General features: G+C 56.0%; 28 protein-coding genes. 16 read left to right on the top strand and 12 right to left on the bottom strand.

Annotated elements, in window-relative coordinates:
- Nucleotides 1-9 precede the first annotated feature (9 nt).
- Nucleotides 10-2,394 carry a COG1361 S-layer family protein gene (locus TIRI35C_RS10730; protein ID WP_188202823.1) on the bottom strand — a complete coding sequence of 795 codons (2,385 nt, stop codon included), beginning with the start codon at nucleotides 2,392-2,394 and terminating at the stop codon, nucleotides 10-12.
- A complete protein-coding gene (locus TIRI35C_RS10725; RefSeq protein ID WP_188202822.1) occupies nucleotides 2,391-4,655 on the bottom strand; it encodes a hydrophobe/amphiphile efflux-3 (HAE3) family transporter in 2,265 nt (754 codons plus the stop codon). Before TIRI35C_RS10725 ends, TIRI35C_RS10730 begins: the two co-directional genes overlap by 4 nt.
- Nucleotides 4,656-4,751: 96 nt before the next feature.
- On the opposite strand from TIRI35C_RS10725, the gene TIRI35C_RS10720 reads away from it, so the two are divergent.
- The 4 genes from TIRI35C_RS10720 to TIRI35C_RS10705 are packed head-to-tail and all read left to right on the top strand — an operon-like array spanning nucleotide 4,752 to nucleotide 6,851.
- Entirely contained in the window at nucleotides 4,752-5,273 is a 522-nt protein-coding gene (locus TIRI35C_RS10720; RefSeq protein WP_188203246.1) for a GbsR/MarR family transcriptional regulator, read from the top strand.
- Nucleotides 5,274-5,312: 39 nt separating this feature from the next.
- On the top strand, nucleotides 5,313-5,828 hold the full coding sequence (locus TIRI35C_RS10715) for a CDP-2,3-bis-(O-geranylgeranyl)-sn-glycerol synthase (protein WP_188202821.1): 516 nt from the start codon (nucleotides 5,313-5,315) through the stop codon (nucleotides 5,826-5,828).
- 56 nt (nucleotides 5,829-5,884) lie between these two features.
- The gene (locus TIRI35C_RS10710; RefSeq protein WP_188202820.1) at nucleotides 5,885-6,151 is read left to right on the top strand and encodes a ubiquitin-like small modifier protein 1; all 267 of its coding nucleotides are present in this window, start codon (nucleotides 5,885-5,887) and stop codon (nucleotides 6,149-6,151) included.
- A gap of 1 nt (nucleotide 6,152) precedes the next feature.
- A complete protein-coding gene (locus TIRI35C_RS10705; protein ID WP_188202819.1) occupies nucleotides 6,153-6,851 on the top strand; it encodes a ThiF family adenylyltransferase in 699 nt (232 codons plus the stop codon).
- Here the strand turns inward: TIRI35C_RS10705 and TIRI35C_RS10700 are convergent.
- Nucleotides 6,844-7,707, bottom strand: a complete 864-nt coding sequence (locus tag TIRI35C_RS10700) for a hypothetical protein (RefSeq protein ID WP_188203245.1) — start codon at nucleotides 7,705-7,707, stop codon at nucleotides 6,844-6,846. The two genes, TIRI35C_RS10705 and TIRI35C_RS10700, sit on opposite strands and share 8 nt — an antisense overlap.
- A 95-nt stretch (nucleotides 7,708-7,802) precedes the next feature.
- Here TIRI35C_RS10700 and TIRI35C_RS10695 point away from each other — a divergent pair, with 95 nt between their 5' ends.
- Both TIRI35C_RS10695 and TIRI35C_RS10690 read left to right on the top strand, forming a co-directional pair.
- The gene (locus TIRI35C_RS10695) at nucleotides 7,803-8,231 is read left to right on the top strand and encodes a molybdenum cofactor biosynthesis protein MoaE (protein WP_188202818.1); all 429 of its coding nucleotides are present in this window, start codon (nucleotides 7,803-7,805) and stop codon (nucleotides 8,229-8,231) included.
- A gap of 104 nt (nucleotides 8,232-8,335) precedes the next feature.
- Nucleotides 8,336-9,268 carry an SPASM domain-containing protein gene (locus tag TIRI35C_RS10690; protein WP_188202817.1) on the top strand — a complete coding sequence of 311 codons (933 nt, stop codon included), beginning with the start codon at nucleotides 8,336-8,338 and terminating at the stop codon, nucleotides 9,266-9,268.
- Here the strand turns inward: TIRI35C_RS10690 and TIRI35C_RS10685 are convergent.
- A complete protein-coding gene (locus tag TIRI35C_RS10685) occupies nucleotides 9,265-10,182 on the bottom strand; it encodes an Lrp/AsnC family transcriptional regulator (RefSeq protein WP_188202816.1) in 918 nt (305 codons plus the stop codon). The genes TIRI35C_RS10690 and TIRI35C_RS10685 overlap by 4 nt on opposite strands.
- A 71-nt stretch (nucleotides 10,183-10,253) precedes the next feature.
- Between TIRI35C_RS10685 and TIRI35C_RS10680 the strand changes: the two genes are divergently transcribed.
- From TIRI35C_RS10680 to TIRI35C_RS10670, 3 genes are read left to right on the top strand one after another with little or no spacing between them, the layout of a single operon-like run.
- The gene (locus TIRI35C_RS10680; RefSeq protein ID WP_188203244.1) at nucleotides 10,254-10,742 is read left to right on the top strand and encodes an adenosine-specific kinase; all 489 of its coding nucleotides are present in this window, start codon (nucleotides 10,254-10,256) and stop codon (nucleotides 10,740-10,742) included.
- 51 nt (nucleotides 10,743-10,793) lie between these two features.
- Entirely contained in the window at nucleotides 10,794-11,348 is a 555-nt protein-coding gene (locus TIRI35C_RS10675; RefSeq protein WP_188202815.1) for an XTP/dITP diphosphatase, read from the top strand.
- A 55-nt stretch (nucleotides 11,349-11,403) separates the two neighbouring features.
- Nucleotides 11,404-11,856, top strand: coding sequence for an Lrp/AsnC family transcriptional regulator (locus tag TIRI35C_RS10670; protein WP_167889888.1), 453 nt, complete (start codon nucleotides 11,404-11,406; stop codon nucleotides 11,854-11,856).
- A gap of 59 nt (nucleotides 11,857-11,915) precedes the next feature.
- Here TIRI35C_RS10670 and TIRI35C_RS10665 read toward each other — a convergent pair whose 3' ends face one another.
- The 3 genes from TIRI35C_RS10665 to eno all read right to left on the bottom strand — a co-directional run bounded on the left by TIRI35C_RS10665 (nucleotide 11,916) and on the right by eno (nucleotide 14,957).
- Complete coding sequence (locus TIRI35C_RS10665; protein WP_188202814.1) at nucleotides 11,916-12,743, bottom strand: radical SAM protein; 828 nt, start codon at nucleotides 12,741-12,743, stop codon at nucleotides 11,916-11,918.
- Nucleotides 12,744-12,962: 219 nt separating this feature from the next.
- Nucleotides 12,963-13,628, bottom strand: a complete 666-nt coding sequence (locus TIRI35C_RS10660) for a hypothetical protein (RefSeq protein WP_188202813.1) — start codon at nucleotides 13,626-13,628, stop codon at nucleotides 12,963-12,965.
- Nucleotides 13,629-13,664: 36 nt separating this feature from the next.
- A complete protein-coding gene (eno, locus tag TIRI35C_RS10655) occupies nucleotides 13,665-14,957 on the bottom strand; it encodes a phosphopyruvate hydratase (RefSeq protein WP_188203243.1) in 1,293 nt (430 codons plus the stop codon).
- Between the two features lie 115 nt (nucleotides 14,958-15,072).
- Here eno and TIRI35C_RS10650 point away from each other — a divergent pair, with 115 nt between their 5' ends.
- The 5 genes from TIRI35C_RS10650 to TIRI35C_RS10630 all read left to right on the top strand — a co-directional run bounded on the left by TIRI35C_RS10650 (nucleotide 15,073) and on the right by TIRI35C_RS10630 (nucleotide 17,752).
- Entirely contained in the window at nucleotides 15,073-15,495 is a 423-nt protein-coding gene (locus TIRI35C_RS10650) for a hypothetical protein (protein WP_188202812.1), read from the top strand.
- On the top strand, nucleotides 15,458-16,288 hold the full coding sequence (locus TIRI35C_RS10645; RefSeq protein WP_188202811.1) for a CGP-CTERM-anchored Cys-rich protein: 831 nt from the start codon (nucleotides 15,458-15,460) through the stop codon (nucleotides 16,286-16,288). Before TIRI35C_RS10650 ends, TIRI35C_RS10645 begins: the two co-directional genes overlap by 38 nt.
- 30 nt (nucleotides 16,289-16,318) lie before the next feature.
- Nucleotides 16,319-16,627, top strand: coding sequence for a hypothetical protein (locus tag TIRI35C_RS10640; RefSeq protein ID WP_188202810.1), 309 nt, complete (start codon nucleotides 16,319-16,321; stop codon nucleotides 16,625-16,627).
- 169 nt (nucleotides 16,628-16,796) lie between these two features.
- A complete protein-coding gene (gene deoC / locus TIRI35C_RS10635) occupies nucleotides 16,797-17,471 on the top strand; it encodes a deoxyribose-phosphate aldolase (protein WP_188203241.1) in 675 nt (224 codons plus the stop codon).
- On the top strand, nucleotides 17,468-17,752 hold the full coding sequence (locus tag TIRI35C_RS10630) for a family 4B encapsulin nanocompartment shell protein (RefSeq protein ID WP_188202809.1): 285 nt from the start codon (nucleotides 17,468-17,470) through the stop codon (nucleotides 17,750-17,752). The genes deoC and TIRI35C_RS10630 overlap by 4 nt, the downstream gene beginning before the upstream one ends.
- Here TIRI35C_RS10630 and TIRI35C_RS10625 read toward each other — a convergent pair.
- Nucleotides 17,749-18,348: an ECF transporter S component gene (locus TIRI35C_RS10625; RefSeq protein ID WP_188203242.1), complete on the bottom strand. Its 600-nt coding sequence runs from the start codon at nucleotides 18,346-18,348 to the stop codon at nucleotides 17,749-17,751. The genes TIRI35C_RS10630 and TIRI35C_RS10625 overlap by 4 nt on opposite strands.
- 73 nt (nucleotides 18,349-18,421) lie before the next feature.
- Here TIRI35C_RS10625 and TIRI35C_RS11220 point away from each other — a divergent pair, with 73 nt between their 5' ends.
- Together TIRI35C_RS11220 and TIRI35C_RS10620 are read left to right on the top strand one after the other, a co-directional pair.
- The gene (locus TIRI35C_RS11220) at nucleotides 18,422-18,553 is read left to right on the top strand and encodes a hypothetical protein (RefSeq protein ID WP_281400572.1); all 132 of its coding nucleotides are present in this window, start codon (nucleotides 18,422-18,424) and stop codon (nucleotides 18,551-18,553) included.
- A 100-nt stretch (nucleotides 18,554-18,653) separates the two neighbouring features.
- Nucleotides 18,654-19,286, top strand: coding sequence for a hypothetical protein (locus tag TIRI35C_RS10620; RefSeq protein ID WP_188202808.1), 633 nt, complete (start codon nucleotides 18,654-18,656; stop codon nucleotides 19,284-19,286).
- Between the two features lie 201 nt (nucleotides 19,287-19,487).
- Here TIRI35C_RS10620 and TIRI35C_RS10615 read toward each other — a convergent pair whose 3' ends face one another.
- The 4 genes from TIRI35C_RS10615 to trxB form a co-directional block, all read right to left on the bottom strand.
- A complete protein-coding gene (locus TIRI35C_RS10615; RefSeq protein ID WP_188202807.1) occupies nucleotides 19,488-20,375 on the bottom strand; it encodes a hypothetical protein in 888 nt (295 codons plus the stop codon).
- Nucleotides 20,376-20,478: 103 nt separating this feature from the next.
- A complete protein-coding gene (locus TIRI35C_RS10610) occupies nucleotides 20,479-21,252 on the bottom strand; it encodes a hypothetical protein (protein ID WP_188202806.1) in 774 nt (257 codons plus the stop codon).
- A 189-nt stretch (nucleotides 21,253-21,441) separates the two neighbouring features.
- Entirely contained in the window at nucleotides 21,442-22,779 is a 1,338-nt protein-coding gene (locus tag TIRI35C_RS10605) for an ornithine aminotransferase (protein ID WP_188203240.1), read from the bottom strand.
- Between the two features lie 157 nt (nucleotides 22,780-22,936).
- Nucleotides 22,937-23,926 carry a thioredoxin-disulfide reductase gene (gene trxB / locus TIRI35C_RS10600; RefSeq protein WP_188202805.1) on the bottom strand — a complete coding sequence of 330 codons (990 nt, stop codon included), beginning with the start codon at nucleotides 23,924-23,926 and terminating at the stop codon, nucleotides 22,937-22,939.
- Nucleotides 23,927-23,928: the final 2 nt, after the last annotated feature.

Genomic DNA, 23,928 nt, shown 5'->3' with positions numbered 1-23,928 from the left:
GTTTCCCGCTCACTTTTTCCTGCCCCTCATGTACGTGTAGAGCACCACCACGACCACCAGGGCCCCGATGGCGATCGCCAGGTTTCTGAGGTTGCTCTCGGTCCTCGTGTTCTCCCCCACGGTCATGACGACGGTTCTCTCGAAGACGTATACGTTGTCGTCTCCCTGGTTGGGGTCGCCGACGGCCCTTATCCTCAATCCTATGTTATAGTCCTTGGGTATTGCGTTCTTGTCTATCTTGAGGACTATCACTCCTTCCCCGACCGCCCCCGGGGCGAGGTCACCGATGTAGTCAGTCCTCTTGTCGAGGCTGAAGGGCTGATCCGCCTTCACGACGCCCTCGATGAGAACGCTCGTGGCCTTCTCGCCGCCGGTGTTCTTCAGCTTGATGTAGACGTTGACGGTCTCCCCCTGGAGGGGTTCGGGGTTGAAGCGCACCTCCACGACCTCTATGTTGGGCTTTGCTCCTATCATGACGGGAACCCTGAGCGTGAGGTTCTTCTCCACCCCAAGGTCGTTGGTGTAAGTCAGCAGCAGGGGTATCTCGTAGGTTCCGGAGCTGGCGTTGTCGGCCACGTTCACTCTGAAAGAGCCCTGGGCAGAGTCGCCCTTTCCCAGGCTTCCGAGGCCAAGCATCTGTTCGCCGCTCTCGCTGAAGGTGAAGGGCCACTTGAGCAGGGGCCTGACTATCACGGTCCTCGCCGTCCCGGTACCAGCGTTGTCTATCTTGAAGCTCACCTCCACGTTGTCGGTGCCGGGGAGAACCTTGCTCGGGGACGTGGATGCCTTCGAGAGTATCAGCTTTGCTTTTCCCGTTATCTCGATTCCCACGAGCCTCTCATCGGTCACCGCACTCTCGTCCGGCTCGCTCACGTACTTCAGCTCGATCTTCATGGGGTAGATACCGTTGGCGAGCCTGTCGTTCGCCTTCACTCTGAACTCGAGGGTGACGTTCTCCCCCGGCATCAGCTCTGCCGCGTACTTCACGTTGTCCTCACCCACCGGCAGGAAGGCTTCGATGTTCTCCTTTGCCAGCTGGTGCATCAGTCCGTTGAGGTAGTCCTGGAGGTTCTGGCTCAGACCCTCCGCACCCTGCACCGGAATCTGAGAGAGGCCGGAGAGGTCGACGTTACTCACCGCTCCCTGCACAAGCACCTGGTAGGAGCTTATTTTGAGGCTAACGGCCTTGACGGGTTCAGCTCCGGAGTTAACGAGGGTGAAGCGCACACGGAAGGTGTCACCTGGGCTTATCTCTCTGGGTTCTGTTTCGACGTCAGTTATCTCAACGAATCCCTCCCGCCTCTTCTTGACGGTGAGGGCGATGAAGTTGTAGCTTTGAACCATCCTCATGTTTGCCCCCATCCCCGTGAAGTACACCACGCCGACGTAGAGCGGGTAGGTTCCAACGTTTGCGTTTGGGTTTATTTTTATCCTGAACGTCAGTGTGACGTTCTCCTTGCCCTCCAGGTATTCAATGTACTGTGCCGCGCTCCCCTCGGGGTAAAAGACGCTCTGGGAGAGGCCGCTCTGACTCAGTGCCATTGACACGGCGCTCGCTATTGAGGAACTGCCGTTGAAGCTCATGGGTGTGGGGGTAACGAAGACGTTGAGGTAGCGCACCTTCATCGCTCCCTCGTTCTTCAGGTGAACTTTGACGGTGACGGTCTCCCCGGGTTGCACCGTCGGCGGAACCTCCACATTGCTTATGATGAGACCCGGGAGTGTCGCGGCCCTCCACCCGGCGGGCCCGCTCACACTGAGCCTCACACCGTTGGGATATATCTCGTTCACGGTGACGTACGCTTTCCCTCCGTCTACATCGACCTCTACGGTCTCTCCTTCCCTGACGGGCGTGATGTCTGGGTACGTGACCTCCATCAGGACGTCATCCTCTTTTATCCCGAGCTCCGGGTGCGTCTGAATGGTCCGCACCACGGCGTCTGCCAGCTCCCTTGGGGGGGCTGTGTTGAGCCACTGGTAGAAGCTGTAAGCATTGGCCAGGAGGCAGGCGTTGAACGCGGGTGTGTTGTTGATGTACTCCTCACACTCGCTCATGTCATACCCCTGGGTTTTGGCTAGGGCCACTAGGAATGCTGGATTTAGAAGCAGGAACTGTATCTTCTGGGGGTCGGGCACGAGCATCGTTTTGTACTCGGCGTTCAGTATCTTCCCGTCTTTCATTATAATCAACATGGCGTAGTACTCGCCGTTTCCGTAGTCCTTCTGTGTGTCGGTGAGGGTTATCATCAGTGGGCCGAGGAGCACCGCCTCGCCCTTGCTCAGGTATCCCTCGAAGAGGGGACTGCCGGTTTCGGAGGCGGACGCGCTTCTGGCAATCCCCCCAAAGGTCCCCGTGATGAGCAGTATGACAAGCAAGATTCCGTGCTTTTTCATCTGGAATCACCTCCGATTTTTCTCCCGTAGAAGACCTGCAGCAGCGCGGGCGTGACGAGGTACGCGGCCATCATCGAGGCGAATATTCCAAAGGCCAGGGTGACCCCGAAGTCGTGTATCGTTGGAAGCTCGCCCGCGAGCAAAGCCAGAAATCCTCCCGCGGTCGTCAGCGCACCGGCGAGTATGCCCGGCCCGACGCTCCCTACGGCCGTGACTATCGGCCGCGTGCTGCCCTCGTTCATCTCCTCCAGGAAGCGGTGGGTGAGGTGCATGCCGTAATCGACGCCCAGCCCGACTATCATTGATATAACCCCCGCGAGGGTCTGGGTGAATGGGATGCCCGCGAGCCCCATGAAGCCCACGGTCCAGAGGGCACCGAGGAACATGGGGGTTATCATTGCCAGGGCCACACGGATTCTCCTGAAGAGGAGCATGACGATGAGGACAACGAAGATCGTTCCGTAGGCGGATATGCGGTTTATCTCAACGCTGGTGAGCTGGTCAAGGACGTAGTTCAGGTACAGATCACCCGTCAGGGCCAGCCTCACCCCGGGCGGAAACTCCGTCCCCTGAGCCCGCTCCGCTTCTCCCTCGAAATAGCGCATTATCCTCCTGAACTCGTCCATTGAACCTCCGAAGTCCCCCGTGAACTTGATCACTGCCATTGAGTAATCCGATGAGACCAGGCCGGATCCCTGGTATGAGGCCAGTGCCGCCTTTATCTTTTCACCGTCGTTTGGGATGTAGCCGTACTGCCTGTAAACAACGTCGGCCAGGCTCTCGGAGCTGAAAACCCCGTTGTAGTAGGAGTCCGCCTTCACCTGATTCTCGAAGCGGTACATGGCCCTCACGATGGCGGGGTTCCTAACGTCGTCCGCCCTCACCAGCACGTACAGCTCGTCCTGGCCCCCGAACTCAGTTCTCACGTCCATGATCGCCTCTATCTCGGGCATTCCTGGGGGAACGAACTTCTCCAGCCTCACCTCGGTTGTAACCTGGGTCACGCCGTAGGCAAAGACCAGGGTGACCAGAAAAACCGCCCCGAGAAATGCGTGGGGTCTTGCCTTTATAGCCTTCCCGAGGGAGTGGAAGGCGCTTCCTATGAATCCCGAGCTCGAGCGTACCTCCGGGGGAACGTAGTGTCCCCTCAGCTTCTTCATAACGTCCTCCTCCAGAATTATGACCGCGGGGGTTATCACAACGGCGTTGAGGGCGGCTAAACTTAAACCGAGGATGAGCGTGGTTGCAAGGTTGTGGAGCATGGGGAGGGTGGAGAGGTACATGGCCGCAAAGCCCGCTATTGTCGTAAGCGCCGCGCCGAGGAGTGCCTTCCCCGTCTCGGCGACCGCCTCCGCCGCGGCCTCTTCGATGTCCCTGCCGCTGCGCCTCTCCTCGTAGTAGCGGTTCGTGACGTGGATGCCGTAGTCTATTCCCATACCGATGAGCATCGCGCCTATCGTGGTGGTTGCCAGGTCGAGGGGAATTCCAGCCAGCCCCATGAAGCCCAGCGTCATGGCCACCCCGAAGACGAGGGGAATGAGGGGAATCAGGGCTTTGACCGGGGAGCGGTAGAAGTAGAGCAGGAGCGCGATGACGAGGAGGAACGATATCGCCATCGTCTTGTTGAGGTCGCGCTGGAGGAGCTGGAGGATGCGGTAGGTTATGCCTATGTTGCCGGTCTGGATTACCTCGACGTTCTGCGGGAACTTGACGCTCTCCATGTCCTCCTGGACTCCCTCGTACACCCTCACTAGCGTCTCCGTCTTCTTCTCCCTGCTTATCGTGACGAGTATCATCGTCATCGTGTAGTCCCTGCTGACCAGGGAGTACCTCTGCTCGGGTGGGAGCATGTCGAGGACGAACCTGGCCTCCTCTTCAGTCCGGGGAAGCCTGCCGAGGACCTGCATGTACACGTCGGCTATGCTTATCGTATCCGTTATGTACTCCCTTTTCCTGAGCCTCTGTTCGAGTTCGTAGACCGCTGCTATGACCTCCGGGTCGCGGATGTCGTAAACGCCGCCCGGTTCGATTGAGTCTATCTTCACCACGATTATCGTGCTATCGCCGCTCTGGAACTCGTTCTGCAGGGCGTTGTAGTCGTCTATGGCCGGGTTGCCCTCGGGGAGCATTGAGCTAAGGTCGCTCTCAAAGCGAAGCTGGCTCATTCCGTAGATAGAGACGACTAGCAGAAACAGTGCTATCAGCGCGAAGGCAACCCTGTACCTGACTATAACCCTCGCCGCTCCCCTGAGCACGTCCATGAGCTTACCTCCAAACTTTCGGAAACTTCCGAAAGTTTTAAATATGTGGAACTTAAAAACCTTTTGTCAGTGGCGGATGAAATCGAGGTGTGGACGATGGGTATCAAAGAAGCCAAGAGAATAGTCATGGAGCACTTTGCCGGGGCCGCGAGACGCTTCGGCTTCAACGAGCTTTACGGATATATATACGGGGTTCTCTTCCTTGCGGGCGAACCGATGAGCCTGGGTGAGATCGCGGAGACCACCGGGTACTCGCTCTCCCACGTGAGCACCGCCCTCAAGTTCATGGAGCGCATAGGGCTCGTGGTGAGGATAAAGAAGCCCGGAGATAAGAAGGCCTACTACAGGGCCACCAAGCTCCTGAAGGACTGGCGCCAGGCGGCTTACTATTCCAAAGTAATGGAGGACGTCCAGCAGACTATGACAAACCTCGAGAGGGCTTTGCGGGAGCTTGAGGGTGAGGAAAGCGATGAGGCCCGGTTCATAAGGGAGAGCATCGAGTTCGCCATTAGGAGAAACGCCCTTGCTGAAAGGATTCTGAGGTTTCTCATAGAGCACGACGATGAAGAGGTTCTGGAGCGCCTCTTAAACTGCCTTGAGTCTGAGGAGAAGCGGTAGCTTTAAAACCGGCGGTCTGTACTCCAGACGGGTGGAATAATGGGGTTCGTTTCATCTCTCCTCTGGGCGTTCTGGTACATACTGCCGGCCTACGTCGCCAACGCCTCCCCCGTGCTCGTCGGAGGAGGGAGGCCCATAGACGGCGGCAGACACTGGAGGGACGGGAGAAGGGTGTTTGGGGATGGAAAGACCTGGCGCGGCTTCATCGGTGGAGTTTCCGCCGGAACTCTCGTCGGTGTAATCCAGTACTTCATCACCCCAGGCTTCTATGGAACTCTTAAAACCGCCCTCATGCTCGCTTTTCTGCTCTCGTTCGGTGCCCTTCTCGGCGACCTCGTGGGGAGCTTCTTCAAGAGGCGCGCGAATCTGCCACGCGGTGCTCCGGCCATAGGCCTCGACCAGCTGGGCTTCCTCATAAGCGCGCTTGCCCTGGCCTATCCAGTCAAAACGCTCGATTCTGGCCAGATAATCTTCCTTCTCGTCGTCTCGCCGTTCATTCACTGGGGGGCCAACTACTTCGCCTACAGGATGGGCTGGAAGAGCGTGCCTTGGTAGCATAACCGTCCAGCAAGCCTTTTTAACCCTCCGTTCAACTTTCCTCGGTGGTGTGAATGAGGGTCACGGTAAGGTATTTTGCCCGCTACCGCTCCCTCGTCGGGAAGGGCGAGGAGGAGCTTGAGGTTCCAGGGGGAATAACGGTTCTCGAACTCATCGAACTGCTGAAGGAGAGGCATCCTGTTCTCAGGAACGAGGTCTTCGCGGAGGAAGACGACCTCGCTGACGTCAACGTCTCCCGCAACGGCCGCTACGTCCGCTTCGATGAGGTTCTCCGTGATGGGGACATAGTGGCAATATTCCCCCCGGTTAGCGGTGGTTGAGATGCTGAGCGAGAAGGAAATCGAACGCTACGACAGGCAGATAATGATCTTCGGGAAGGAGGGCCAGGAGAAGCTCAAAAGCTCAAAGGTTGCCATTGTTGGTGTCGGCGGCCTCGGAAGCCCCGTCGCCTACTATCTAGCCGCCGCGGGGATAGGCATGCTCATCCTCATAGACGAGCAGGAACCCGAGCTCAGCAACCTCAACAGGCAGATACTCCACTGGGATGAGGACATCGGAAAGAATCCGAAGCCCATCTCGGCGAAGTGGAAGCTGGAGCGCTTCAATCCAGACATTGAGATCGAAACATTCGTCGGCAGGCTGAGCGAGGAGAACATTGACCGGGTTCTTGAGGGCGTGGATGTGATAGTTGACTGCCTCGACAACTTTGAGACGCGCTTCCTGCTTGACGACTACGCCCAGCGGAATCGCGTGCCCCTCGTTCACGGTGCTGTGGAGGGCACCTTCGGCCAGGTCACGACCGTGGTGCCTGGCGTCACCAAGAGCCTGCACGAAATCTTTCCAAGGGTTGGGAAAAAGAAGGAGAAGTTCCCCATCCTTGGTGCAACTGCCGGAGTCGTCGGCTCGATTCAGGCGATGGAAGTTATGAAGCTCCTCACGGGCATCGGCGAGCCCCTGCTGAACAAGCTCCTCATCATCGACCTGGCCTTCAACACCTTCGACGTCGTCGAGCTCAGATAGAGGGTTCCCTTACACTCCTCTTCTCGTTTATTGAGTCTATCTTGAATGTCTCGCTCCACTTCCCGTCCTGCTTTATCGTCATTTTACCTAGGGTTGGGTCGTCAACGTTCGTCTCCGAACTGACGCTGAAGCTCAGTCTGCCCCCGATAAGCCTTTCCTCGCTGAACCAGAGCTCCAACTGGCCGTCCTTCACGTATACAACGGTGTCGGGGGATGCCGCGAAGTAAACCGTGGCGAGGGGCTTGAGCCTGTAGTCCGGGATGCTGTAGGTCAGCTTCGTGACGGCCCCGGTCTCGACTGAATCCGGCTTCTCCTTCAGGTATTCCCTGGCGAGGCCGACGATGCTGTACCTCCAGAGGATATCGCTCGCGGCCCTGTCTTCCGTCCTCACCCAGCCAACGATGGTCTGGATGTAGGTGACGTTTTCAACGACGATCCTCGATGTGTTGGTCCTCGCCCCGTCGGGCAGGCTGACGGTCGTCGAGTTTATCCAGGCGCTCCAGGATTCAAAGTCCATGTATCCCCTTTCGAGTATGTGGAGGGTCACGTTGTCCTCCTGAGAGGTGCCGTTCCCCTCGATCGTCACGAGCATCTCGAGGCTGGCGTTGCTTGTGTATGTGAACTGCCGAATCTTGGAGACTCCCTGGAGCAGGGCGTTTACATCCTGCCCGGAGGGGGTTTCGGTCGCGGTCTGGCTCGGCGTCGTGGTGGTCTGCTGGGTGGTGGTTGTGGTTGGAGAGGTGCCCCCGCTTTCTGTCGTGGTGCTTGGAGTCACGCCTGAGCCGCCCCCTCCGAGACAGCCCGCTACCGCGCCGGTCAGAAGAACCACGATGAGAAGGAACGCGTACCTCTTCATATCCTCCACCTGGAGAGGCTGCGGTCGGAACCACTTAAACCTTTCCACCGCGCGGTTTTTAATCTCCATTGCCCTTATACCTGAGGGGGGTATGCATGAAGGTGAGGCTCACGAAGGAACCCTTCGACCTGAACGAGGCCCTTCGCTATCTCCTGGTTCCTGAGGCCGGAGGCTACGTGTTTTTCCTGGGCAAGGTTCGGAATGAGAGCCACGGGAGGCACGTCAGGAAGCTCATATACGAGGCCTATCCGGAGATGGCGGAGGCCGAGATGGAGCGGATAAGAAATGAGGCCATTGAGAAGTTCCCCATCCTTGACATGCTCATATGGCACCGCTACGGGGAGCTGGAGGTCGGTCAGGATACGATACTCATCATGACCAGCGGGAGGCACCGGAAGGAGGCATTTGAAGCGTGTGAATGGGCCATAGATGAAGTAAAGAAACGCGTGCCCGTGTGGAAGAGGGAGGTGACCGATGAGGGCGAGTTCTGGATAGAAGGGGACATGGCGGTCCCCCTGAGGTGACGGTGAGATTTTCCATTTTTTGCAGACTACTTATAGTGGTGTGCAAAATCGGAATAGAAAAAGTATATATACGATTCTCCCTATTCTCCCAGTGGTGATGTTCGGTGGAGAAGGTGGCTTATGATACCGCTCATTCCTTCGGTATAGACCTCTCCCCAAGGGTAACGTCTGTGGCGAAGCCCCCCTGGAGCAACAGGTCCCACAACGGCAGGCTCGAGAGGCTCATACTCCAGCTCGGTGCGGGCAGGGGTAAGTTCTCCGAACCGACCGGAATCCCCCGCTCGATTGGGTGTATCGGAAACAATTCTTTTATCCTCCGCCGGGATCCCCTGAGTGTTGAGCGCGTCAGGGAGCTTATCAGGGAGTTTCTGGAGGCTGGTGGAAGCGAGCTCTGGCTGACCAACTACGACAGCGTTGGGTACCTCCTTTCAATGGCCGCGTACGCCGTGGAGATAGGCGTTCCGGAGGTTTACGCGGTTGTTCTTCTCGATGACCTGGACGAAGTAAAACCGGTGGATGGTGTCCGTTTCATCGCTGAGCTCGAGTATAGCGAGGAGAACATCCAGCGGCTTGAGGCCCACAGCTGGCTCCACGGTGCCCTGGTTATGGTCAAAGGTTCTGACCTGGATGAGCTCAGGGGCCTCAAGACCACCTTCCCCGGTGAGATATACGTGGACGTCCTGTACCCCGGCTCCGCGAGGAAGCTCGACTTCAACGTCATTGAGCTGAGGCGTATACTCAACCCGACCACCGAGAGGTACCACGACTGCCTGGCGGGGACCCTCGCGATAACGGCCGACGGCTACGCCCTTCCCTGTCCGCTCCTCAGGAATAACGTGGTGGCGGATGCCAAGGAGGTTGGAATTAAGACGGTGCTCCGGAAGAGGCGCCTTAAGGAGTTCTGGAGGATGACGAAGGATAAGATCGAGGCCTGCAGTACGTGCCCGTTCAAATACATCTGCCACGACTGCAGGGCCCTCGAGTACCAGGCCACTGGCGAGATAGACGGCATAGAGTACTGCCAGATAACGTTCTAGAAGTCCAGTATTGAGCGATACCCGCTTCCGTCCTTTTTAACCATTCGGGCGAACCTGGTTTCTCCGTTTTTATCATTCATTTCCTTGAAGGTTGAGTCAAAATAGTGGATCACTATCTTATCCACGTAGTTGCTGAACTCAAGTATCTTCGTTCCCAGATCCTCCTTCGAGGAGAAGAACCATTCGAGGATATATCCCGTTCCTGGGAGCACCCCAACGGTGATTTCGTGTTCTTTGAACCTTTCCAGCACTGCCTCGTCCAGCGTTTTCGTTATCCCCAGGACGCTTCGGTCATGGACGTTGTTCTCCAGTATGGGCTCGAACCCCAGTATGATATCCATGCTCCTAAGCCGGTTTATCATGAACTTCACGGTGGGACGGCTCTTTCCAAGTTTCTGTGCTATCCTGGTTATTGGGGTTCTGGCGTCCACGTTCAGGATGTCCATGAGTATGGCATAGTCGTGGCTTAGGGTCCACTCCCCAAAGCTGTCATCCCCCCGGTATGGATATGCCCGGACCTCGTAGTACTCGTAGTCGTCGGAGTATTTTGACAGCATTTCGTCTATCCTGTCCCTCTGGTCGTCTGGAATGTGGAGTATTGGTGCCAGCCCGTTCTTGAATCCAAACATCGGGTTCACAAAGGCCACAAAAGGATTTTGGGTCATTCTATAGCCCACTTCAAATATCCTGTCTGATGGGACACTCAGGAACGCCAGATAACTTCGGAGCCCTATCACTTTGATGTTGTACACGGCACTGACGGTTATATACTTCCCGTAATACTTGTCGTAGAGTCTCTTGAGCCGGTAGTAGTCTATTCCCTCACTCTCGGCTATCTTCTTTAAGCTATCCAGTGGGTACTTCTTAAAGATTTCAACCAGGAACTCCAGCTCGGACATGACCGGTTCGGTCATTTTACCTCACCATTTCATCGGACGGGAAAAAGTTATATCGGTCGGGATATTAAATCCTTCCGGTGGTGACCATGGTAAAGATAGAGGTCGTTGACATCGAAAAGCCAGAGGGCGTAGAGGCCATAATCGGACAGGGCAACTTCTCCATATTCACCGTGGATGACCTCGCCAAGACTCTTCTGACGACGGTTCCGGGCATAAAGTTTGGGATTGCGATGAACGAGGCCAAGCCGCAACTGACGCGCTTCAGCGGCAACGACGAGGAGCTGGAGAAGCTGGCAGCCAAGAACGCCCTTAAGATCGGTGCCGGCCACGTCTTCGTGATACTTATGAAGAACGCCTTCCCGATAAACGTCCTCAACGCCGTCAAGAACCACCCCGCGGTGGTGATGGTCTATGGGGCCAGCGAGAACCCCCTCCAGGTTATAGTCGCCGAGACGGACCTGGGACGGAGTGTCCTGGGAGTCGTGGACGGCAAGGCCGCCAACAGGATAGAGGACGAGGAGCTCAAGAGGGAGCGCAGGGAGCTCGTGGAGAAGATTGGCTACCGGATCGACTGAAGAACCGGCAACCTTTTTTACCCGCCTCCCCTCTTCTCCTTTGGTGATGGTATGAGGCTGGCTTTCATCACTTCTAACCCCGGAAAGGTTGAGGAGGCTAGGAAGTACTTCGAGCCCCTCGGCGTTGAGGTTTACCAGCTTCGGTTCGAATACCCGGAGATACAGGCGGATACGCTTGAAGAGGTTGCAGAGTACGGCCTCAGATGGCTCGCGGAGAGGATAGACGGCCCGTTCTTCTTAGATGATTCCGGGCTGTTCATTGACGCCCTCAACGGCTTTCCGGGTGTTTACTCGGCCTACGTTTACAGGACCCTGGGGATAGACGGTATCCTAAGGCTTATGGCGGGTGTTGATGACAGAAAAGCGCACTTCAGGAGCGTGATAGCCTACTGGGACGGTGAGGTTCACCTGTTCACGGGCCGCGTCGATGGGGAGATAACCGGGGAGAAGCGCGGGACCGGCGGCTTCGGCTTTGACCCGATATTCATGCCTCAGGGATTTGACAGAACTTTTGCCGAAATGACAACGGATGAGAAGAACAGTATATCACATCGTGGAAGGGCTTTAAAAGCCTTCTCAGAGTGGCTAAAGGAAAACCTTAAATAAGCCCGATGTTCCAAAGTTAACAGTAATAATTGAATGAATGACGAAGGGGGTTGCGATGGCAAACACTCTTGATGCCACCGATTTGAGGCTGTTGAAGGAGCTCAAGGAGAACGCAAGGGAGAACATAGCCTCGCTCAGCAAGAAGCTCGGCATACCCCGAACCACCGTTCACTACCGCATCAAAAAGCTGGTCGAGGATGGCGTCATCGAGAAATTCACCGTCAAGCCTGACTACAAAAAGCTCGACCTCGGGACCACTGCCTTCATCCTCGCCCGCTACGAACCTGACTCCGGCCTGAGCCAGAGGGAAGTGGCTGAGAGGATAGCGGCCCTTGAGGGAGTTTACGAAGTCCACATAATAGCCGGTGAGTGGGACCTCCTCATAAAGGTGCGCGCCCCGAGCTCGGAGGCCGTTGGAAGGATAGTCGTGGATCGGTTAAGGGAGATAAAAGGGGTTGGCCAGACGGTTACGATGGTGTCATTCGTGACCGTCAAGGAGGAGCTTTAGCTAGGGCGATGATCGGCGTTCTCCTTTCTGATTTATGATGATGCGAGGAATGGTGAGCCCTACATCACACAGCACTCGTAGATTATCTCCACCTCCCTCACGCTCTTTGCCCATTCGATGACTTTTCTGGGAGGGTTTGTCAGCCTGTCGATGCCGGCCAAAACCGCCCCCCTGTCGAACTCCAGCCTCCACCGTCCCAGGGGCCTCATACAGCCTATGCTCAGCTCACCACCAAACTTCTCCCTGGCGTATTTCACAACCTTCAGGCTCTCCTCAACGCTCGGCTTCGGAACGTTTTCCATCTCCGTCCCCTTTGTCGGGATGAGAACATCTAAAACGAGGACGTCTATGGGGTACTCGACGAGCATGTCTATGGCATTGAACTCCCAGCCGACTCTGCCGAAGTCAAGGCCTATGGTTATATGGGGGGCCACTTTTACCCCGGCTTCCGTGAGCAGGTCGAGGATTCTGAGGTAGTCCTTCACGGTTCTGTCTATTTTGTAGACCCTCTTTATCACGTCGTCATCGCCCACGAAGTCGAGAGAAACGACATCCACGTATTTGACCCACTCCAGATCGCTCTCGTCTATGAACCCGACGTGGGCGTTGAGCTTGAGGCTCGTTCTTCGCTTTATCTCCCCCAGTTCGTCAGCGTACCTATCCAGGGGCACCTTGAGCCTCGAATCCATTCCGCCGCTGAGGAGACAGCCGGTGTAGCCCTCCCTCTCCAGACTGAGGCAATAGTCAACCAGATTCTTTCTGGTGGGTGTTCTCATACCCTCGAGGTAGTGCCTTCCGCAGTGGGCGCAGTTCAGCGCGCAGTAGTTGCCCGTGAGCGAGATAGAGGGAAACTTAACGCCCGGAATGTAAATTTTGAGCTTTTTCATTTAACTCACCTCAGAAAGGGGGTTGTAGGGGGCTTTGCCCCCTCCGGTATTTAAAAGAGGAGGAAGGGTCTGGGAAACGTAGTTTCCCGGCTTATGTGGGGCGAAGCCCCACGTTCGGGGGGAGGGGGTTGGCAAGGACGTGCGGGGTGAAACCCCCCGGTCCTGCGAGGGGAATTTGATGCCCGGGATGTAGATTTTGAGCTTTTTTCGTTCTACCATTCAATTTCCCTCCCACCGTGGGAGTCCGCCCTCCCGCTTAAAACCCTGACTGGACGTTTCTGTTTCCTCGAAGGTTAGGAGGAACCTGAGGTAAAACAGCTTGCCTAGTATCGCAAGAACAGTGAAGGAACCAATTATGGGAGCCGCTAGAACCGCCAAGGGCCAGGTCATCCCTCCAGCGTTGGCGAGCGCTGGCAGGAGCGGGATCGCCACCATGAGGAACAGAACGATCGAGTTCAGCCTCGACATCCAGAGGCTCATTCTCAGCCCCTCAATCTTCCATAGAACGCTGTTCCTTATCCCTACCGCGAGGTAGTTTATCCCAGCTCCCACGAGCGCCACAACCGACGTTATCGCGAACTCCCTTGGGCCAAATGGGAAGATGTTATCTATCACGGCTGAGTAGGTGTAGACTGCCGATGCGAGCATGAGAACCCAGGAAAAGGCCCTCAGGAGATACGCCAGGGTGAAGCGCTTCACCGCCCACCTTCCGAGCCTTTCCCCCACGAGCTCGGTCATGCCTACATAGTAGATGACCGTCGAGGCTCCGAGGAAGGCTATCGAGACGTTGTAGAATCTGGAAGCCAGAACCGCCAGGAGAAGAAATAACTCGGCCAGAATGAGGAGCGGTCTGGGCTTTATGAGCTTCTCGAGGTCAAACTCCATCGGCTCCACCAAAATTCCAAAATTAAGGAAAAGGAATCAGAGGAAGGGGTTCCTGAACTTCCTGCCGGGGTAGAGGGCTATTCCCTCAAGCTCCTCCTCTATGCGTATGAGCTGGTTGTACTTGGCGTTCCTGTCGCTTCTCGCCGGAGCACCGGTCTTGATCTGGCCGGCGTTGAGGGCCACTGCAAGGTCGGCTATGGTTGAATCCTCGGTCTCTCCGGAGCGGTGGGAGACGACGACGCCGTAGCCTGCTCTAAAAGCCGTGTATGCGGCATCGATAGCCTCGCTCAGCGTTCCAATCTGGTTCACCTTGAGGAGCAGAGCGTTGGCGGCACCCATCTCGATGCCCTTCCTTATCCTCTTCGGGTTGGTGACGAAGAGGTCATCTCCTACTATCTGTATCCTGCCACCGAGCTCCCTGGTTATCATAGCGAAGCCTTCCCAGTCCTCCTCGTGGAACGGGTCCTCGATGGAGACTATCGGGTAGGTTGAGACGAGCTCGCGGTAGAGTTCGAGGAGCTCCCCGCGGTCGTATTCCTTTCCACCGACGACGTACCTGCCCTTGTCCGGGTGGAAGAACTCGCTGGAAGCGGCATCAAGGGCGAAGGCTATCTCGTCGCCCGGCTTGTAACCGGCTTCCTCGATGGCCTTTATGAGAACCTCGAGCGGCTCGGTGGCTTCCTTCATCGGTGGGGCGAAGCCGCCCTCATCACCGACGTTGACCGCGTTCTTTCCGTACTTCTCCGCTATGACCTTCTTGAGGACGTGGTAGGTCTCGCTGACCCACATGATGCCTTCCCTGAAGGAGCTGGCCCCAACGGGCATTATCATGAACTCCTGGAAGTCGAGCTCGTTGCCGGCGTGAACGCCGCCGTTGATGACGTTGCTCATCGGAACGGGCATGACGTAGGCGTTGGTTCCGCCTATGTACTGGTAGAGCGGAAGTCCGAGGGCGTTCGCTGCTGCCTTGGCAACGGCAAGGGAGACGCCCAGAATGGCGTTGGCTCCAAGGTTGCTCTTGTTCTCCGTTCCGTCGAGCTCGAGCATGAGGCTGTCTATGTCCCTCTGCCAGGTGACGTCCATTCCGATGATTTCCGGGGCAATTATCTTGTTGACGTTCTCAACGGCCCTTCTAACGCCTTTCCCGTGGTAGCGCTTTCCGCCGTCGCGGAGCTCCAGGGCCTCGTGCGTTCCTGTTGAGGCTCCGCTCGGAACGGCCGCTCTTCCCATGCTTATCGGGGTGTAGACTTCGACCTCAACCGTCGGGTTTCCCCTGCTGTCGAGTATCTCCCTGGCGACGACTCCGGTTATCTCAAAGGGGTTCTCCATCTCAATCACCTCGGGTGATATTCCCGGCAGGGCATATAAAGGTTTTAGCTTCGAGCGGAGTTGAAGCGATGGACAGGCGTATATATTTTGGCGCCCTAAACCATCCGGTGGGAAAATGAAGAGGCTCGCGGCGCTCATAGTCCTCATTATGTTTACCCTGACTCCGGTTGTTAAGGCATGTATGAGTCCCGCCGACACGTACGCCGTCGAGGTGGTGTTGAACAAGCCAGGAATAATTTATAAGCCCTATCCACCATTCCATGCCCTTCACAACGCGCTGATTGAGAATGGCACCTTCATCTTCCGCTCCCACTACGATAGGAGGCTCTACGTCAGACTCTGGAACGGGAGCGACGGCCCCCACCTCAGGGTTCAGATACCGGTCGAGTGGAAGACCGAGGACGTCTCGATGGGGTCATTAAACGTCTCCCTCCTCGTCACTCCGGATGCCCTCGAAAGGCTCAAGGAGGACGGATGGAGCATCTCGGACAACACGACCTTTGAGAGAGGGGGTTACGATAACCCTCCTACCGGTTAGGGGTGGCGAATGCACCTCAGATGGGGATTGTGCCACCGGCGGCTGCTCCGGTGAGGTCTGTGCTCCCAGAGAGGAGGCGTCAAAGATAGTCACCCCCTGCGTTTACAGGCCATGGTACGACTGCCTCTCACTGACGAGCTGCGGCTGTGTGGACGGCCTCTGCACCTGGAAGCCGAACCCGGCCTTTGAGAAGTGCCTGAGGGAGCATGGGGTTGATCCATCCAGGGTGATCCGCGCGGGGTACTTTGAGCTCAGGGTTGAGGGGGTGAACAAGTCCGACGGCGAGATAAACGCAGCTCTAAAGGACTTCCTCGGTGCTTTTGGAGTATCTTGCAACTCACCGCTTACGCTGGTCAAGACTGCCGTAACCCGGCTTTCTCCCGCCATAGACCCCTCTGAAGTTAACGCTTCCGAGGCAATAAAGGCCGAGCTCGAGTGGCTGATTGAGACCGGTGTCCTTTGGATGGACGAATCGGACGTTGAGGGCGTTCTCCGGGCTGCGGAGTGGGGAAACGCGGGGCACAACTCCAACATAGGCTGGTACGAGACCAAAAACGGAACCTTCTCGTGGGTTCCCTACCTGGGGAGCAGGGATCCAAAACTCATCAGATGCACCTCCCAGGTAGTGAGGGAGTACGAGCTTCCCAACGGCACGGCCTACGTCGGACCGACACTAACTAAGCCCCCTTCGGCAAATCCTACCACGACGTCCGGTTCAACTGGTGGAGAAGTATGCGGGCCAGGGATAGTGATTCTGCTGGCGCTGCTGGGTGCCCTCGCGGGGAGGAGGTGAACTTTTAAACTCCCCCTCCAACTTTTCCCCATGGACTGGAAGAAACTGCTGCGCGAGGACGGCTTCGTCGAAGTCGATGGCTTTCGAATAGAGCTCAGCCTGGACAACACGTTCATGGACCTGGACTACATCCCCAGGGTGCTGTTCTACGACCCCCCAACGGGGAGATGGCACGTTCTCAGGAACCCGATTCCGAGGGGAAAGAGCCTTGAGGAGAGCTGGGACAGCGCGGTGGAGGTCCTCTGTAAAATCCTGGATGGGGAGGAAACGCCTGTGTTCGGCGAGGAGGGGGTTGCGGAGAGGTTTCTCCGTGTGCTTGAAAAGCTGGAGGCCCGATGACATCCCTTTGAAGTTTCTTCAAAAACCTGTGTTTCTTTCTGTTCTGTGGATATGGAGCCGGAGATTGCTGGAATTCCAAAACAAAGTCCGCATATTTTCCGGGGACTTGCCCATTTTTGAGGAGAAAAAGCCTAAATACCTTCAGGGAAAGTAGTCATTGGTGATGGTTATGGAGGATCACATCGATGTCGCCAGGTACATTGACCATACGAACCTCAAACCCTACGCTACCGCCGATGACATTAAGAAGCTCTGCGATGAGGCGATAGAGTACGGCTTTTACGCCGTCTGCGTCAACCCCTACCGGGTCAAGCTGGCCAGGGACTATCTCCGCGAGAAGGGCGCCGACGTCAAGGTCGCGAGCGTCATAGGCTTCCCGCTCGGGGCAACGCCAACCGAGGTCAAGGTCTTCGAGGCGATGAAAGCGCTTGAGGACGGCGCGGATGAGCTGGACATGGTCATAAACATCGGCGCCCTCAAGGACGGGGACTACGGGTACGTGAAAAACGACATAGCGGAGGTCGTTAAGGTCGCCCACGAGAGGGGCGCTAAGGTCAAGGTCATCATCGAGACGTGCTACCTCACCGAGGAGGAGAAGGTCAAGGCCTGCGAGCTGGCGAAGGAAGCCGGGGCTGACTTCGTTAAGACATCCACCGGCTTTGGAACTGGTGGTGCCACCGTTGAGGACGTAAGGCTCATGAGAAGGGTCGTCGGCCCGGAGATGGGGGTCAAGGCCGCCGGCGGAATAAGGACCTACGAGCAGGCACTGGCGATGATAGAGGCCGGCGCGACGAGGATTGGAACTTCGAGCGGAATAAAGATTGTGGAGGGAGCCCCGAAATGAAGGAGGTACGCGACCTCCTGAACAAGGCCATCCGGGAGCTCCGCGATGAGGGCCTCGAGCCGGACATACTCCTCGTTGGCCCCAAGTTCATAGAGTACGCGGTTGAGCAGCTGCGCGAGTGCAGGTTCAAGATATACAAAATAGAAGAACTGGGCTACGACGCGGTGGTCGCGGACTCCAGCTACCTCGGCCAGGTGAAGCGCGCCTCGAGGAGAATCTCAGTTGAGCCCCTGTTAGTCGAGAACGAGATGTGGGAAGAAATAAGGAAACTGGACGTTTAGAGGAGGTCCTCTATCTCTGGATATCTCTTCTTTATTGCCCTTGCAAGGACCGTACCCACGATAACGCCCGTGACTGCCTGGAGCATGTTCCCCGGGACCTCCGTGGCGGCAGCGGGAACGCCGAACATGTAAACCTCGAAGGCGAAGTAGCCCGAGACCATTATTATTCCGCCGACGAGGCCGGCTATCACCAGGGTTGAAACGTTGTCGCTTCTCCTGGCGATGTAGCCGACTGCCAGGCCCTCAAGTCCCTTGACTACGAGCGTTATCGGCGCCCATCCCGGGTAGCCGGCTATTATGTCGCCCAGGGCCGAACCAACGCCGCCGGCGAAGACGCCGATTACTGGGCCGAAGACCATTGCCGAGAACATGACCATGGTGTCGCCGAGGTTGAGGTAGCCGCCGGTCGCGGGGGTAGCTATCGTTATGAACGCCGTGGTGACGCCCACCACCGCGGCCATCACGGCGGAGAGGGCGAGGACGCTCGCGCTCCTGAACTTCTTCCTGTTCATAAAGAGGTACGCGACGTAGAGCAGCGTGACCGCGGCGAGGACGTACGGTCCGTACGGTTTGAGCATCTCGGTCAGCTCGGTCATCTTAACCACCGGGGATATCTCAAGTTATAACTTTAAAAACTTGTGGTATTGGTGGTATCTCTGTGTATCTTGAGTGTGTGACAAAGAATGGCTTTTCATATGGGCCGATGACCTCGGTGCCTACGGCATAAGCGACGTCGATATGCTCACCGACCCGAACGACAGCAACAGGATAACAGTCGAGGACGTCGTCTTCGGTAGCTGATTCCCTCTCTTCCTTTTCTCCCCCGAGTATTAATCGGAGCTAATTTCCGCCCCAACGTTTTATAAAACCTGAAAACCTAACTTTTTCTGGGGTGGAATTGATGGGATGGAAGAAGAAAACATTCATAGTTCTCATCCTGGTAGCCATACTGATTGCCCTCGACTACCAGTTCGCCTACGTCCCATATAAGAAAAGAGGCTACCCCGACTGGAATTATTGGCTCAAACGCGATTTTAAGTGCTCCAGGGACAGGGCAATCCCGCATATAATAGGGGTTAACGCCACCAACGAGAGGGACATCTATCTCGAACTCTCAAGGTATCTGGTGAACGGGAGTGGCGACACTCTGGAAATACGGGTCATCAACGGCACCATTTTGAGGCTCATCTCGGAGGATATATACAGGCCACCCAAGGACGACAAGAACGTCAATATATGGTGGATGACAATCCCTATTGAGAAGTATGGACTAGGTGTTCGTGTGAACACGAGCACTCGGATGGTCATCAAGGTGTACACCATCCATTCCCTCGACGACGCTGTCCTTGTTGTCAGAATGAATACTCCACACGTCACAATCACATATAACAACTGCACCGACGTCTTTAACCACACATACTGGGAAAAACTCGTGGTGAATAAAGAACACATAAAGGTCGACTTCCCGACTTTTGTGAAGAGGCAGGTCGTGGAGGCCATCGCCTGGCTTCAGGGTTTTCTGGACTCACTATGAGGATCTCTTTTGACTTTTCTCGAAGTATGGATGTTCATCGTCGAAGTGTTTCTACAAAACTCGGGTTGGGCTCTGTCTGTTGAATTTAGAATTATCCTATGGCCGTGACGACGAAAGCTATTCCAACGAAGACCATCTGGGCTTTTCTCCTCAAAAACCAACCCAAAGAGAATAGGGGTGGAAGAGTTTAAGACCGGTGCTTCACCCACAGGAGGCGAGTGCGAGCTCTGGAGTGGTGCTGACGGCGGCGCTCCCGACGAAACTGGCGAGATACATCTCTGCAGTGTCCCTCATATCGCCCGGAAGGAGGCCGAGGACGGCATTGTTGCCGAGGGGCTTGACATAATACCTCTTCACAAAGTTGTAGCTGATGACGTATGGGACGACCGTGACCTTATAGTAGACCCACCTGCGGTATTTGTTGTCGTAGAACTTGAAGTAATACTCGAGGGTGAGGAAGTCGGGGTTCCTGACCCAGTCGTCCTGCATACCGAAGTATTGCGGGACGTCTACGAGGCCATCGACAAACGAGAGGTCGGCGTATATTATCAGGTCGTTTATGCTGTTGTCGGAGCTGTTGTAGGGCATTATCCCGACCTTGGGGTGGAAGACCCTGTGAAGCCTGCCGTTGAGTCCGTGAGCCACCACGAGGACGTCGACCTCTCCAGTCTTGTCGCCGAGGGGGTTCACCCCGAAGTCGCTGAAGACCGCAATCGCTGGGGAAACGAAACGGTTGTATATGCCCTCTTGGTGGTCTGCTATTACGACGATGGGGGTCTTGAGACCGTTCATAAGCTCGACCCTGATGTGGCTACTCGAAAACTCATCGTCCTCGAGGGCGGTCGTGCCGTTGAGGAACGCATCAACCTTCTCCTTCCAGTCGGGGTCGCTCTTCAGGACGCAGGTCTGGTTGGAGCCAGCCGGGGCGTAGGCAACTCCCTCGTAGCCGTCGTCCAGCTCCTGGGTGTTGGTATCCTGGCTGTAAGACTCATAGGTGTGAACTTTGGTAACGCCGGTGCTGGTGCATCCGGAGGCTGAAACAACAACGCCGATGATGAGTATGATCACAAAGAGGTTTCCAACCTTCATCTTTCCACCCCATAACATTTTGGGTTTTTGGTATTTATAAATATGTGCAAAAATTTATGGACAACGATTACCATCTAATGTGGGGAAAAAGATAAGGGATGACTCACCACCTGTTGTCGCACTCCTCTGTCTTATTCCATTCACGGACACCATCCAGGATAATTAGCTCCTCCTTCGGGAGGACGAATGTTTTCTTGACTGTTATACCCCTGTCCATCGTCGTAACCTCTATGCTGAAAGCGAACTCGTCCCTCTTCTCGAATTCGTGAGGGTCTATTAGAATCTCCAGGTGGACATAGACAAAACCACTGCTGTCCTCCGGGACGGTGACTTCGTCGCTCGTCTTGTAGTCGGATGGTGAGATAGCTTCAACGCTACACCCTGAGAACACAAGCTTCAGCCCTGGGGTGAGACTCGTTGCCTTGACGTGGAACTCCGGGTGAGGCCATATGGTCTGACGACCGTCACCATCAGGCTTCAGGAACACGACCTTGATCGCACCCCCGGTGAGATAGTACGTCTCGTTGGTCGGGACATACACTGCTTTGACAGTCTCGATGAAGGCACCTATTCTCGTCGGAATCGTGAGGTTGTATTCGGGGATCTCATATTTCTTTTCCCCGACTGTGTTCGTCGACGTACTCGTCTTGGTGCTCGGAGCGGGGCTCTGGGTGGGGCTCTCGGTCGGTTTCAGCCCGGTTGAAGTTTCTCCGGGGTTGGTTGTGGTGGCCTCCCCAATGCCCCCTCCCTGGTTTGCCCCACCGACGTCGGTGAGACCCTTCGTGGGGGTGGCCTTCTCAGTACTACCACCAAGGCAACCGGCCACGAGGACGGCCAGCACGAGTATTCCAACCAGTATTCCACGCCTCCAGCTCATTATATCACCACAAGGGTATAGATTTTGCGAATTTATAAATCTATGTTTTATTTAAGTATTCGCTCTCATACTAGTATTAATTGATTACATTGGTATAATGGTGCTTATAGAGCAGGGAATAGAACAGCTAGATTTTAGGCTGAGGCAGTGCATCTTTTGCCATTAAATTGTGAAATATGAAAGGAAAAATCACCCGATGGTAGCCTTGAGGGCCTCCTCGAATATCTCCATGGCGACGTCGATCTCCTCCTTGGTGACGATCAGCGGCGGGATGAAGCGGATGCTGTTGTCACCGCAGCCGAGGAGGACGAGTCCGCGCTTTGCAGATTCCTTGACGATTCTATCCCTCAGCTCGGGGTACTTCTCCTTGGTGTCCTTGCTCTTGACTATCTCGACGGCCTGAGCCAATCCGAGACCTCTGGCATCTCCGATGACCTCGTACTTCTCCTCAAGCTCCTTGAGGTACTTGTGGAGGTAGTCTCCGACCTCCTGGACGTGCGGGAGGAGCTCCTTGACTATCTCGACGACCTCTATTCCTGCCGCTATGGCGACCGGGTTGCCGCCGAAGGTGGTCGCGTGCCTGCCCGGCTTGTCGAAGCTTACCTCCTTTCTGTGGACGACACCTGCGAGCGGGAGGCCGCCGCCTATGGCCTTGCCGAACTGTATGAGATCCGGGGCGACATCGAAGTGCTCGATGGCCCAGAACTTTCCGGTTCTTCCTATGCCCATCTGGACCTCATCGTCCGCGAGGAGGATTCCGTACTCGTCGGCGAACTTCTTAAGGGCCTTGAAGAAGCCCTTCGGCGGGACGACGTAGCCGCCTTCACCCTGTATCGGCTCGAAGAATATAGCACCTACCTCGTGCGGCGGGACGTGCTTGAAGACGTACTCCTCAATGAAGTCGAGTATGCGGTTGGTGAGCTCGTCCGGCTCCTCGTAACCGTCGATTCCCCAGAGGTTTCTGTAGGGGTTCGGGTAGGGGATGTGGGTGACGCCGGGCATCGTCGGGAAGAAGCCATCCTGCTGGACCCACTTACTTGCAGTGAGGCTGAGGACTGCCTGGGTTCTGCCGTGGAAGGCGTGATAGAAGGCTAAGAACTGCTTCCTCCCGGTTCCGTACTTGACGAGCTTCATAGCTGCCTCGTTGGCCTCGGCGCCGCTGTTGCCGTAGACGACCTTCTTCTCGAAGTCTCCTGGGGCGAGCTCCACGAGCTTCTCGGCCAGTACAACCGCGTTCTCGTAGAAGAAGTCAGTGAGTGAGTAGTGGGTGAACTTCTCGGTCTGCTTCTTTATGGCCTCGACGACGCGCGGGTGGGCGTGTCCGACGTTCAGCACTCCGACACCGCTTGCGAAGTCGTAGAAGACGTTACCGTCAATGTCGTAAACCCTTATTCCCTCTCCGTGGTCGATGACTATGGGAAGGTTCTCGGGGTCCTGGGTCGTGGTCGCGAGATATTTGAAGTTCCTCTCCATAATCTCCTTGCCCTTGGGGCCCGGGAGTTCCTTAACGTTCGGCCTAACCACCATATGCATCACCGGTGGGAGATTGTGCTTCTCCTATATAAGTCTGTGTTCATCGATGAACATTTTTGACCGAAGAATTTTCGGGAGAATTGGGGAATACCTCGATTCCCAAAACGGAAATCCGAAAAACGCCGAGAGAAAAAACGAGGGGTGTGGAAAATCACTCCACGACCTTTGAGTTCCACTCGTCGATGAGCTCCTTCGCCGAGTTGGCGGCTATCGCTCCCTGACCTACTGCCACTGCAATCTGCTTGAAAACGTTGGTTATATCGCCTGCCGCGAAGATTCCCTTCATCTTCGTGCGCATATGCATGTCCACCGGGATGTAGCCGTACTCGTCGGTTATTCCGAGGTGCTTGACGAAGTCCGTTTTAGGTTCATAGCCGATGAAGATGAAGACGCCGTCAACGGGCATCTCGGTCTCCTCACCGGTCACGCGGTTCTTCAGCTTGACCGCCTCGACCTTGTTCTCCCCGATTATCTCGGTCACGACGGTGTTGAGTATCGTCGGAATGCCGCTTTCCCTAAAGCGGTCCTGGAGTATCTTGTCGGCCCTGAACTGGTCGCGCCTGTGGACGAGGGTAACGTCTACTCCTATGCTCTTCAGGTAGAGTGCCTCCTGAAGTGCCGTGTTGCCTCCACCAACGACTATGACCTTCTTGCCCTTGAAGAGCGGGCCGTCGCAGGTCGCGCAGTAGGAAACGCCCCTTCCGGTCAGCTCTTCCTCGCCCGGAACGTGGAGCTTTCTCGGCGCGGCACCGACGGCTATGATTATGGTCTTCGCCTTGTACTCCTTGCCGTTCTTGGTCTTCACCGCGAACTTGCACGGGCCCTCGTAGTAGGCGCACTCCGCAGGGTCTATGCGCTCGACCTCGTCGAAGACTATATCAACGCCGAGGTTCTTGGCCTGCTCGTGCATTCTGTTGGTAAGCTCTGAACCGCTTATCTTGATGAACCCCGGGTAGTTCTCTATAAGGTCAGTCAGTGCCATGTTTCCCCCGAGGTCCTTGCTGAGTATCAGCGTTTCAAGGCCGAAGCGCGCCGCGTATATCGCCGCGGTGAATCCTGCCGGTCCCGCTCCAATAATGAGCACGTCCCAGGTCTTGTTTTCGTACTCTCCTCCGCGTGAGAATCCTCCCAGACTGAACATCT

This window comes from Thermococcus camini (assembly GCF_904067545.1).
Classification (GTDB): domain Archaea; phylum Methanobacteriota_B; class Thermococci; order Thermococcales; family Thermococcaceae; genus Thermococcus; species Thermococcus camini.
Note: the sequence above shows the minus strand (reverse complement) of the source record. Positions and strands in the feature narration are given on the sequence as shown.

What these genes read in the sequence shown, in the direction of transcription:
- TIRI35C_RS10625 (WP_188203242.1), bottom strand. Translation starts at nt 18,348, where the DNA reads ATGACCGAGCTGACCGAGATGCTCAAACCGTACGGACCGTACGTCCTC.
- TIRI35C_RS10715 (WP_188202821.1), top strand. Translation starts at nt 5,313, where the DNA reads ATGGGGTTCGTTTCATCTCTCCTCTGGGCGTTCTGGTACATACTGCCG.
- TIRI35C_RS10650 (WP_188202812.1), top strand. Translation starts at nt 15,073, where the DNA reads ATGAAGAGGCTCGCGGCGCTCATAGTCCTCATTATGTTTACCCTGACT.
- TIRI35C_RS10675 (WP_188202815.1), top strand. Translation starts at nt 10,794, where the DNA reads ATGAGGCTGGCTTTCATCACTTCTAACCCCGGAAAGGTTGAGGAGGCT.
- TIRI35C_RS10700 (WP_188203245.1), bottom strand. Translation starts at nt 7,707, where the DNA reads ATGAAGAGGTACGCGTTCCTTCTCATCGTGGTTCTTCTGACCGGCGCG.
- eno (WP_188203243.1), bottom strand. Translation starts at nt 14,957, where the DNA reads ATGGAGAACCCCTTTGAGATAACCGGAGTCGTCGCCAGGGAGATACTC.
- TIRI35C_RS10720 (WP_188203246.1), top strand. Translation starts at nt 4,752, where the DNA reads ATGGGTATCAAAGAAGCCAAGAGAATAGTCATGGAGCACTTTGCCGGG.
- TIRI35C_RS10610 (WP_188202806.1), bottom strand. Translation starts at nt 21,252, where the DNA reads ATGAGCTGGAGGCGTGGAATACTGGTTGGAATACTCGTGCTGGCCGTC.
- TIRI35C_RS10730 (WP_188202823.1), bottom strand. Translation starts at nt 2,394, where the DNA reads ATGAAAAAGCACGGAATCTTGCTTGTCATACTGCTCATCACGGGGACC.
- trxB (WP_188202805.1), bottom strand. Translation starts at nt 23,926, where the DNA reads ATGTTCAGTCTGGGAGGATTCTCACGCGGAGGAGAGTACGAAAACAAG.
- deoC (WP_188203241.1), top strand. Translation starts at nt 16,797, where the DNA reads ATGGAGGATCACATCGATGTCGCCAGGTACATTGACCATACGAACCTC.
- TIRI35C_RS10710 (WP_188202820.1), top strand. Translation starts at nt 5,885, where the DNA reads ATGAGGGTCACGGTAAGGTATTTTGCCCGCTACCGCTCCCTCGTCGGG.
- TIRI35C_RS10725 (WP_188202822.1), bottom strand. Translation starts at nt 4,655, where the DNA reads ATGGACGTGCTCAGGGGAGCGGCGAGGGTTATAGTCAGGTACAGGGTT.
- TIRI35C_RS10630 (WP_188202809.1), top strand. Translation starts at nt 17,468, where the DNA reads ATGAAGGAGGTACGCGACCTCCTGAACAAGGCCATCCGGGAGCTCCGC.
- TIRI35C_RS10660 (WP_188202813.1), bottom strand. Translation starts at nt 13,628, where the DNA reads ATGGAGTTTGACCTCGAGAAGCTCATAAAGCCCAGACCGCTCCTCATT.
- TIRI35C_RS10670 (WP_167889888.1), top strand. Translation starts at nt 11,404, where the DNA reads ATGGCAAACACTCTTGATGCCACCGATTTGAGGCTGTTGAAGGAGCTC.
- TIRI35C_RS10665 (WP_188202814.1), bottom strand. Translation starts at nt 12,743, where the DNA reads ATGAAAAAGCTCAAAATTTACATTCCGGGCGTTAAGTTTCCCTCTATC.
- TIRI35C_RS10620 (WP_188202808.1), top strand. Translation starts at nt 18,654, where the DNA reads ATGGGATGGAAGAAGAAAACATTCATAGTTCTCATCCTGGTAGCCATA.
- TIRI35C_RS10705 (WP_188202819.1), top strand. Translation starts at nt 6,153, where the DNA reads ATGCTGAGCGAGAAGGAAATCGAACGCTACGACAGGCAGATAATGATC.
- TIRI35C_RS10605 (WP_188203240.1), bottom strand. Translation starts at nt 22,779, where the DNA reads ATGGTGGTTAGGCCGAACGTTAAGGAACTCCCGGGCCCCAAGGGCAAG.
- TIRI35C_RS10640 (WP_188202810.1), top strand. Translation starts at nt 16,319, where the DNA reads ATGGACTGGAAGAAACTGCTGCGCGAGGACGGCTTCGTCGAAGTCGAT.
- TIRI35C_RS10680 (WP_188203244.1), top strand. Translation starts at nt 10,254, where the DNA reads ATGGTAAAGATAGAGGTCGTTGACATCGAAAAGCCAGAGGGCGTAGAG.
- TIRI35C_RS10685 (WP_188202816.1), bottom strand. Translation starts at nt 10,182, where the DNA reads ATGACCGAACCGGTCATGTCCGAGCTGGAGTTCCTGGTTGAAATCTTT.
- TIRI35C_RS10615 (WP_188202807.1), bottom strand. Translation starts at nt 20,375, where the DNA reads ATGAAGGTTGGAAACCTCTTTGTGATCATACTCATCATCGGCGTTGTT.
- TIRI35C_RS10695 (WP_188202818.1), top strand. Translation starts at nt 7,803, where the DNA reads ATGAAGGTGAGGCTCACGAAGGAACCCTTCGACCTGAACGAGGCCCTT.